Genomic DNA, 9,041 nt, shown 5'->3' with positions numbered 1-9,041 from the left:
CTGCCCATGGGCCCACACATGACCTTGGAACAGGCGCATGTTGTCGTGGACGCGGTGAAGGCTTTCCATCACTGAACATTGATCTGTATGAGCGGGAAATACTGCAAATTTCCCCATGTTCGGCTCAATCGACAATGATATTCAGCGCCAGGCGGTTGTTCCGGCCGGGCATGATGTTGCGGCGCGGGCGGATCGCGAGGACGTCCTTGCGCCAGGGGCCAGTTTGTTACGCATATCCTCCAGATACCTATACCGGCGCGTCTCCTGTTGGACGGCCTGGAGCGTGGCGCCTTTCTGCCGGTGACGTTGTTGTTCAAAGCCTCTATCGGGCGAGACAGGTCGTCCCCTGGTTGCACGGCCGGCGGTTTTGGCGCCGCCTGAACGATGATGGTCGAGCGTTCAGGCGGCTGTAGCTCAGGCCGTGGCCTGGTCCAGGGTCGGGAAGTCGGTGTAGCCCTTTGCGCCGCCAGTATAATAGACGGCGGGCGGGGCCTCGGTGAGGGGCGCGTTGGCGCGCAGGCGGGTCACCAGATCGGGGTTGCCGATGAAGGCGCGGCCGAAGGCCACCATGTCGGCGAGGCAGTGCTCCACCGCTTCCACCGCCATGTCGCGATCGTACAGATTGTTGGCGATGGTGACGCCATTGAACAGCCGCCGCAGGCCTTGCAGATCAAAGGATGGCTCGGCGTGACGTGACACGCCCGTATCGCCCTCCACCAGATCAAGCCAGCCGATGTCGAGATCGTTCAGCCGCTCGACCATATGGGTGAACAGCGGCTCCGGATCGCTGTCCCAGGCGTTGTAGGCGTGGCCGATTGGAGCGAGGCGGATGGCGACGCGCGTCGGCTCCCACACCTCCAGCAGCGCCTGCAGCACCTCCACCACAAAGCGGACGCGGTTCTCTACCGGGCCGCCATAGATGTCGTCGCGCCGGTTGGTCATGTCGCGCAGGAAGCTGTCGATAAGATAGCTGTGGGCGGCGTGAAGCTGCACGCCGTCAAAGCCGGCGTCGCGGGCACGGCGCGCGGCGTCACGATACCAGCCCAGCACCTTTGGCACGTCCGCCAGTTGCAGCGGTCGCGGCGTCTCATAGGGAACCAGCCCGGCCGGGGTAAAGATCTTGCCGTCGCCGGGCACGGCCGAGGCGGCCAGCGGCGCCTCGCCGGTTTCGGACAAGGACGAGTGGCTGATGCGGCCGGCGTGCCAGAGCTGGCAGAAAATCTTGCCGCCACGGGCATGGACGGCGTCAGTCACGGCGCGCCAGCCCGCGACATGGCCGTCCGCCCACAGGCCTGGCAGGAATGGTCCTCCGCGACCGCCCGGGGTCACCGCCACGGCTTCAGTAATGATCAGTCCGGCGTCGCCGCGCTGGCCATAATAGGCGACCTGCAAGTCGCCGACATGGCCGTCCTCACTGGCGCGCGCCCGGGTGACCGGCGACATGGCGATACGATTGTTGAGCTTCAGGCCATTCAGTTCGCAAGGGGCGAACAGCTTCTCGGTGGTCAAGGCGTATCCTTCCTGATGGCTTGTCCAGCGCATCCCGAGAAAAAACGGACGTCCTTTCTCGCGAGACATGCGCTGGACCGGCGCCTTCAGGCGCCAGCGCCGCCATGGTAGCGCAGTCATGTCCCGAGAACAGTACAACGCCAGCGCGCCCCACAGCCAGGCGCGCGGCGCCACGGCGCGGTTCTGGGGCCGCTCAGAAGGTGAGGGCGCGTTCCACCGCTGCGGCGATCTGCATGACGCGGTCTTCTCGCCATGGCTGGCCGACAATCTGCAGGCCCACCGGCATGCCGTCGACGCCCGTCCCGGCGCGGATCGCGCCGGCGGGGGCGCCGGTCAGGTTGAAGGGATAGGTATAGGACACCCAGGAGAGCAGATTGCAGTCCTCAAAGCCTGGCGGCAGGTTGACGCCAGCGTCGACGGACGAAACGGGGACGACGGGCGAGATCAGCGCGTCATAGCGGGTAAAAAACAGCCGCATCTTCTCGCGCAAGGCGTAACGGGCGAAAACGCTGTCGTAATAGGCCTCCATCTCCTGGCCCAGCGCCTCGTCGAGAATTTCCGCCGCCGCGGGATCGAGCAGATGGCGGTTGGCTTCGAGCACCGGGCGTAGCCGGGTTCCGACTCCGGCGTAGAATTCGGCGGTCCACAGCGGGGCCGGATCGGCGTCAAACACCTCCTCAATGTCGTCAATAATCGCGCCCTGGGCTTCCAGCGCGCGCGCCGCGGCATCGGTGGCGGCGACCACATCGGCGTGAGGGCGGGCGTAACCGAAGCCGCGGCTGTAGGCGATGCGCAGCCCTTTGACCGGCGCCTCAAGCGCCGCCATCACATCTGGCGCAGGCCCCTGCACCGAGAACGGATCGCGCCAGTCGGGGCCGGCGATGACGCTGAACAGTTTGGCGGCGTCCGCCATGGTGCGGGCGATGGGGCCGACATGGGCCAGGGTGGGTGTGGCCGACGTCGGCCAGACCGGCACACGGCCAAAATGCCCCTTCAGACCGGCGAGACCGGTGAATGAGCAGGGAATGCGAATGGAGCCGCCGCCATCGGTTCCGAGGGCGAAGGGGGTAACGCCTGCCGCAACAGATGCGGCGGCCCCGGCGCTGGAGCCGCCAGGGGTCTTGTCCAGATTGAGCGGGTTGCGGGTGATGCCGGTGACAGGGCTGTCGCCCACTGGCTTGCAGCCGAACTCACTGGTGGTGGTCTTGCCGATGAAGATGGCGCCGGCGGCTTTGGCGCGCTCCACCGATGGCGCGTCGTCCGCAGCAATATTGCCTTTCATCGCCCTGGAGCCGGATTCATACAGCAATCCGCCGACCGCGATCAGGTCTTTGACCGAGAAGGGAACGCCGGCAAGGGGACCAACGGGATCACCGCGCATGATCGCGGCTTCCATCGCACGGGCGTCGGCCATGGCGGCGTCTGGCGTCAGCAGGCAAAAGGCGTTGATGCTATCCTGGGTCGCCGCCGCCAGGTCCAGCGCGGCGCGGGTGGTCTCGACGGGCGAGATCTCCTTCGCCTTGATGCGCCCGATCATCTCCAGTGCGCTCATATGGGTGAAATCATTGGCCATGGCTGATCCCTGCGGGGTGAGTGGAAGGCTGGCGCCTCACGCCAGGCCGCGAAAGTGCTGAGGCATTCGCGGCCTGTAAGGCCCAGGCGCCGCCGGGGCTGGACCACGACCCGATGAAGCAGGCTCATCGGGCTATGGGATCAGTCGACGATGGCGAAGGCGCGCACCGGCGAGCCCGAGCCGCCCTTGAACTTCAGCGGCGCGCCGAAGAACTGGAACTCACCCTTGCCGACCAGCTCCTCGAGATTGACCAGCCACTCCCAATGGCTCATGCCGAGCTCACGGCACAGGCGATGCTGGGCGAAAATATCGTCGGTGGGCTTGTCGGTGGAGGGGCCTTCGACGCCGTGCATCTTTGAGCCGCGGTCGTACAGCCATTGGGTGGCTTCCGCGGTGAGCAGCGGGTTCTTCCAGACGGAATCGAGTGTCGGGTAGTTGCGGGCGTGGAAGCCCGTGCACAGCAGCACGATGTGGCCATCGACCTTGACGCCGCAGGCCGCTTCCGCCGCCTCCATGTCGGCGACGGTGATGTCGCCAAGGTCAGGGATGTGGCGCAGATCGAAGCACAAAGCCTTGCCCATGAACATGTCCAGCGGCATCTCGTCGATCGGCGCGCCCTTCGGATTGACGTGCAGGAAGGCGTCGACATGGGTGCCGACGTGGTCGAGCATGGCGATGAAATTGGTCTGGAAGGTCATGGCGTCGCCGGGCACGCCAAGGCCGGCGGACTTCGTGCTTTCATGGCTCATGTGCACGGCGAACACCGGGCGCTGAAACAGCTTGTGCGCCGGCATGTTGTCTTCGAGGGTGAGGCTCAGATCGATAACGCGGGACATGGCTACTCCTTCGCGCGTGATGCGCGTTTGCTGGGAGAGGGGGAGAAGGCGCCAGCCGCCCCTTGAAACGGGGATGACTGGCGGAAGGGTTGGAGCCGCTGGGGCGGCGCGCTGCGCGCGCCGTCTGGCCCATACCAGGCCGCGAAGATGCTGACGCATCCGCGACCGAAGCGACTCAGTCGCCGCAACGGCTTGACCAGAATCCGATGAGCCATGCCCATCGAGTTCTGGCGTCAGTGGCCTTTCTTTTTGCCCAGGAAGGCTTCCATCACCTCCGGGTCCTGGGCGATGGCGGCGGCGGGGCCGGTGCGATCCACCAGGCCGTTGGAAATGACATAGGCCTTGTCTGCGATGGCGAGCGCCTGGGCGGCGAGCTGCTCCACCAGCACGATGGTCAGCCCCTCGCTGTTGAGCTGCCGCAGCACCTCCATCAGCTGCTCGACGATTTTGGGCGCGAGACCCAGCGACAGCTCGTCGATGATCAGCAGCTCTGGCTCCGCCATCAGGCCGCGGCCGATGGCCAGCATCTGCTGCTCGCCGCCAGACATCGAGCCGGCCTGCTGTTTCATGCGCTCGCGCAGGCGGGGAAACAGCGTCAGCACTTTCTCGCAGGTTTGCCGCGCCCGCTGGCCCTTGAGGCCGCCGTGGACATAGGCGCCGAGGATCAGATTGTCCTCGACTGTCTGGTCGGGAAACAGCAGCCGCCCTTCCGGCGCCATCACCAGCCCTTTCGCCACCTTGCGGTTGGCGCTGAGGGCCGTGGTGTCCTCGCCGCGCAACAGCACCTGCCCGGCGCTGGGACGCACCAGCCCCATGGCGCCGCGCATCAGCGAGGACTTGCCAGCGCCATTGTTGCCGATGATGGCGACCAGCTCGCCCTTGTTGACTGACATTGACACGTCGCGGACGGCGACGGCGGCGCCGTAGCGCAATTGCAGGTTGCGCACCTCCAGCAGCGGCTGGGCGGGGCTGGGTTGTTGGGCGGTCATGGTCATGCTGCGCTCTCCCTGGCTGCGGCCACGGGACCACCGAAATAGGCCTCGATGACGCGCGGGTTCTGCTGCACCACCTCCGGCGTGTCGCAGGCCACCACCTGGCCGTAGTCGAGCACGGTGACGGTGTCGGCGACGGCCATGATCAGGTCGACGTGGTGCTCGATGAGCAGCACCGAGACGCCGAGCGCCGAGATGCGACGGATGATGATCTCAAGCTCGTCGATCTCCTGGGTGGTCAGCCCGGCGGCTGGCTCATCCAGCAGCAGCACGGCGGGGCGGCAGGCCAGCGCCCGGGCGATCTCCATGCGGCGCTGATGGCCGAAGGGCAGATAGCGGGCTTCGCTGTCGGCGTAATCGCCGAGGTTGACGAACGCCAGCAGCCCCCTGGCGACGGCGCGGGCCTCGCGCTCCTCGCGGCCAAAGCGCGGCGAACGGATCAGGGCGTCAGGCAGGCCGTAGTGGAACTGCTGCTGATAGCCGACCATGACGTTTTCGAGCACGCTCAGTTCGCCGAACAGTTCGGTGTTCTGGAAGGTGCGGGCGAGGCCGATGCGCGAGATCTCGTAAGAGCTGCGGCCGGTGAGGCGGACGCCATCCAGTTCGCAATAGCCCTCCGCCGGGATGTAGAAGCCCGAGATGGCGTTGACGAAGGTGGACTTGCCGGCTCCATTGGGTCCGATCAGCGCGTGGATCTCGCCGGCCTTGACCCGCAGCGTGCCCTTGTTGAGCGCCGTGAGGCCGCCGAAACGCACGGTCATGTCGGTGGCGACGAGCTCGGCGGTGGCCTCGCCCTGGTTGCGGCCGAGGAAGTCGGCTGCCGGGGTGGCGGCGGCAGTTGCGGGCTCTCCAGGGCCTTGCAGCCTTGTGAGCGGCAAGCGGGCGGCGAGGCTGCCGAGCGAGCCGAGGATGCCCTTGGGCAGAATGAACATCACCGCCACCAGCAGCGCGCCATAGGCGAACTTCTGCCACAGCTGGAAGTCCTGCAGATACTCCGGCAGATAGGTCAGGATCAGCGCGCCGATGACCGGGCCGAAGGTCGTGCCGGCGCCGCCGAGGATCACCATCAGCAGGAAGCGCACGCTGTCCTGGAAGGTGAAGATGTCAGGTGAGATGTAGGAGTTGAGGAAGGCGTAATAGCTGCCGGCGACGCCCGCCGTGACCGCGGCGATGACGAAGGCCAGCGTGCGCACGGCGGTGGCGTTGATGCCCAGCGACTTCGCCGCCGTCTCGCTCTGCGCCACCGCCAGCATGGCGCGGCCATAGCGCGAGTGCTTGAGGTTGTGGCCAATAGCCGTGGCGATGAACAGGCTCACCGCCAGCACGCCATAGAAGCCGTAGCCGCTGATGCGTTCGCCGAACAGATTGGGGCGCGGAATGGAGCTGAGGCCCGTGGTGCCGCCGGTGAGAGACTGCCACTCGATGGCGACGTTCTCGACAATGATGCCGAAGGCGATGGTGACCACGGCGAGATAGACGCCGCGCACCCGCACGCTCGGCCAGGCCAATAGCGCGCCGAACAGGCCAGTGATGATGGCGGCGCAGATGGTCGACGACACCATGTCAAAGCCAAGCCGGGTGGCGAGGATCGAGCTGGTGTAGGCGCCGAGGGCGAACAATCCGGCCTGGCCCAGCGACACGAGGCCGGAGAGACCGACGAGCACGTTGAGTCCCGCGGCGATGACGCCGTAGATCAGAAACAGCATGAACAGGCGCAGTTCATACTCATTGTCCGCCATGGCCGGCACACAGGCCAGCAGGATGGCGAAAAGGGCGAATGCCGGAAGCGTGAAGCGGCTCATACCTTGTTCACCTCCTTCTTGCCGAACAGGCCCTGGGGGAAGGCGAGAAGGATGACGATCATCACCGAGAAGCCGATAATCTCGCGCGAGGCGGTGGAGATGTAGCCCTCGACGAACTTCTCCATGACGCCGAACAAAAGGCCGCAAATGACCACGCCCGGCGCGCTGGTGATGCCGCCAATGATGGCGACGGCGAAGCCCTTGAGCCCGAGCAGCAGGCCCATGGTGGCCGACGCCTGGGTGACAGGGGCGATCAGCACGCCAGCCCCAGCGCCAGCCAGAGCGGCGAGGCCAAAGGAAAAGGCGACGATGGCGTTGACATTGACGCCCATCAGCGCCGCCGCCTGCTTGTTGTGCGCCACTGCCTGCATGGCGCGGCCCACCAGGGTGTGCTTCTGCATGGCGGCGAGGCCGATCATGGCCATCAACGCCACAGCCGGGATCACCAGCTCCTGCGGATAGACGCCTGCGCCAAGAATGCTGATCGCCTTGTCCACGCCAGGCGATGGCAATGGTCGCGAGAAGCCGCCGAAGTGCATGGTGGCCAGGCTCTCGATCATGATGCCGACGGCGATGGTGGTGAGCATCCAGCCAATAGCGTTGGTCGAGCCGGTGAACGGTCGCACGGCGAACCGCTCCAGCAGGATGCCGAACACGCCGCCTGCCGCGATGGCGCACAGTGAGGCCAGCCACATGGGCATGCCCAGATCAATGCCAATGATCGCGAGCACCGCGCCCAGCATCAGCGTGTCGCCATGGGCGAAGTTCACGGCGCGCGCCGCAGACCACATGACGTGGTAGCCGAGCGCGACGAGGGCGTAGATGCCGCCGATCGCCAGCCCGGATAAGATATACTGAAGGATTGTCGTCATGCCTTCGACCTTCGACAGGCAGGCGGCCACGCGCGACGCCGGACGCATGGCGCCGTCTGGCGGGAGCCAGCGGCCTGCGGCGGCGGCGTCATTGCGCCTGGTTGCGATGCTGTGACGGGGCGCGCCTTCTCAGGCGGCGTGGGCCTGCGCCGTTGTTGGGGCGCAGGCTGTGAGCGACGCGAGGGGCTGGCGGCGATCTCCGCCGCCTGCCGAAAGCGCGCGGTTTATTTCTGCGCGTAAGGGGTCTGCTCAACAGGCAGCAGCTTGCCGTCATGCCAGGCGGTGAGCTTGTAGTAGTCTGGCAGAATGGCGTCCTGGCGCTCCGGGTTCGATTTGTCGAACGCGGGGTCATATTTGGCGACCAGGCCGTCGAGCTTCACGTCGTACAGCGCCTCGTGCACCTTCTTCCAGTCGAACGAGCCGGCCTTCTCGATGGCGGCCTTGAGAATGTAGACGGCGTCATAGCCGTTGCCGACGCCTGAGGGCATCTTCAGATCAGACGGATCCTTCACGCCATATTTCTTCTGGATCTTCTCCCACAGCGCCTTCTTCTTCGGGTCCATGTCGCCCATGAAGGTATAGGTCTGGATGACCTGCACGCCATTGGACAGCGGGCCAGCCAGCTCGCCAAGATTGCCTGCGATGCCCCAGGCGCCGATGACGGCGGGCTTGAAGCCGACCTTGTCCATCGAACGCAGCAGCTGGTTGCCTTCGCGGTCGAGCGCCCAGAACAGGGCGACGTCGGCGCCAGCGTCACGGGCCCGCATGGCCTGGGGCGACATGTCCTGATCGTTCCAGTTGAAGGTCTCGATGGCGACCAGCTCCTTGCCGGCCTTGGCCATGGCGTCCTTCACGTCAGGAAGCGCGCCATTGCCCCAGCCGGTATTCTCATAGAAGAAAGCGATCTTGCCGGTCATTGACTGCTTGATGGCCTGCTCAACCAGGTAACGCGCCACCCATTTGTCCTTGGCCGAGACACGGAACATGTAATTGGGATTGGCGCCGTTCTCGATTGCTTTGGTATTGGCGGCGAGCACGCCGATGAACGGAATGCCGATTTCATTGACCGGCTCCGCCTGGGCGACGGTGACCGTGGAGTGATAACCGCCGAGTACGGCGATGCATTTGTCGGCCAGGGCGATGCGGCGCACATTGTCGACGCCGCGCGGCGGCGCGCCCGCGTCGTCATACTGGATGAACTTGAGTTTTTCGCCGAGGACGCCGCCCGCCGCATTGATCTCGTCAATGGCGGTTTCCGCGCCCATCTTGACGGCGGCGCCGCCGAAGGCAGCGGGGCCGGTGACGGCGTTGGAATTGCCGATACATGGCTTCTGGGCCGCCTGGGCGAGACCAGCCGACAGGCAAAGCAAGGCCGTTGCAGCCAGACCCTGGCCGCGGATAACACTGCGAAATGTCACTGCTGTTCTCCATATATATTGAACAGGCGGGGCGAAGTG

At 65.6% G+C, this 9,041-nt stretch carries 7 protein-coding genes; all 7 read right to left on the bottom strand.

The annotated features are described in order from the left end of the window. Window positions 1–414 precede the first annotated feature (414 nt). On the bottom strand, window positions 415–1,509 hold the full coding sequence (locus AC6A67_RS05035) for an alkene reductase (RefSeq protein WP_498035461.1): 1,095 nt from the start codon (window positions 1,507–1,509) through the stop codon (window positions 415–417). 193 nt (window positions 1,510–1,702) lie between these two features. Then, window positions 1,703–3,082, bottom strand: a complete 1,380-nt coding sequence (locus AC6A67_RS05030; RefSeq protein ID WP_498035460.1) for an amidase family protein — start codon at window positions 3,080–3,082, stop codon at window positions 1,703–1,705. Window positions 3,083–3,222: 140 nt separating this feature from the next. Next, on the bottom strand, window positions 3,223–3,918 hold the full coding sequence (locus tag AC6A67_RS05025) for a cyclase family protein (protein WP_498035459.1): 696 nt from the start codon (window positions 3,916–3,918) through the stop codon (window positions 3,223–3,225). A gap of 233 nt (window positions 3,919–4,151) precedes the next feature. Continuing rightward, window positions 4,152–4,907, bottom strand: coding sequence for an ABC transporter ATP-binding protein (locus AC6A67_RS05020; protein ID WP_498035467.1), 756 nt, complete (start codon window positions 4,905–4,907; stop codon window positions 4,152–4,154). A gap of 2 nt (window positions 4,908–4,909) precedes the next feature. Continuing rightward, window positions 4,910–6,712: a branched-chain amino acid ABC transporter ATP-binding protein/permease gene (locus tag AC6A67_RS05015; RefSeq protein ID WP_498035458.1), complete on the bottom strand. Its 1,803-nt coding sequence runs from the start codon at window positions 6,710–6,712 to the stop codon at window positions 4,910–4,912. Next, window positions 6,709–7,584 (bottom strand): branched-chain amino acid ABC transporter permease, encoded by an 876-nt coding sequence (locus AC6A67_RS05010; protein ID WP_498035457.1) that lies wholly within the window; start codon window positions 7,582–7,584, stop codon window positions 6,709–6,711. Before AC6A67_RS05010 ends, AC6A67_RS05015 begins: the two co-directional genes overlap by 4 nt. A 224-nt stretch (window positions 7,585–7,808) precedes the next feature. Further along, complete coding sequence (locus AC6A67_RS05005; protein WP_498035466.1) at window positions 7,809–8,984, bottom strand: ABC transporter substrate-binding protein; 1,176 nt, start codon at window positions 8,982–8,984, stop codon at window positions 7,809–7,811. Window positions 8,985–9,041 lie beyond the last annotated feature (57 nt).

Source organism: Camelimonas sp. FR25 (assembly GCF_059740505.1).
The sequence above is the reverse complement of the archived record's forward strand: the minus strand, read 5'-3'. Positions and strand labels throughout refer to the sequence as shown.

Excerpts from the sequence above, each read along its gene's own strand:
- AC6A67_RS05015 (WP_498035458.1), bottom strand. The coding sequence starts at position 6,712 with ATGAGCCGCTTCACGCTTCCGGCATTCGCCCTTTTCGCCATCCTGCTG.
- AC6A67_RS05025 (WP_498035459.1), bottom strand. The coding sequence starts at position 3,918 with ATGTCCCGCGTTATCGATCTGAGCCTCACCCTCGAAGACAACATGCCG.
- AC6A67_RS05030 (WP_498035460.1), bottom strand. The coding sequence starts at position 3,082 with ATGGCCAATGATTTCACCCATATGAGCGCACTGGAGATGATCGGGCGC.
- AC6A67_RS05020 (WP_498035467.1), bottom strand. The coding sequence starts at position 4,907 with ATGACCGCCCAACAACCCAGCCCCGCCCAGCCGCTGCTGGAGGTGCGC.
- AC6A67_RS05010 (WP_498035457.1), bottom strand. The coding sequence starts at position 7,584 with ATGACGACAATCCTTCAGTATATCTTATCCGGGCTGGCGATCGGCGGC.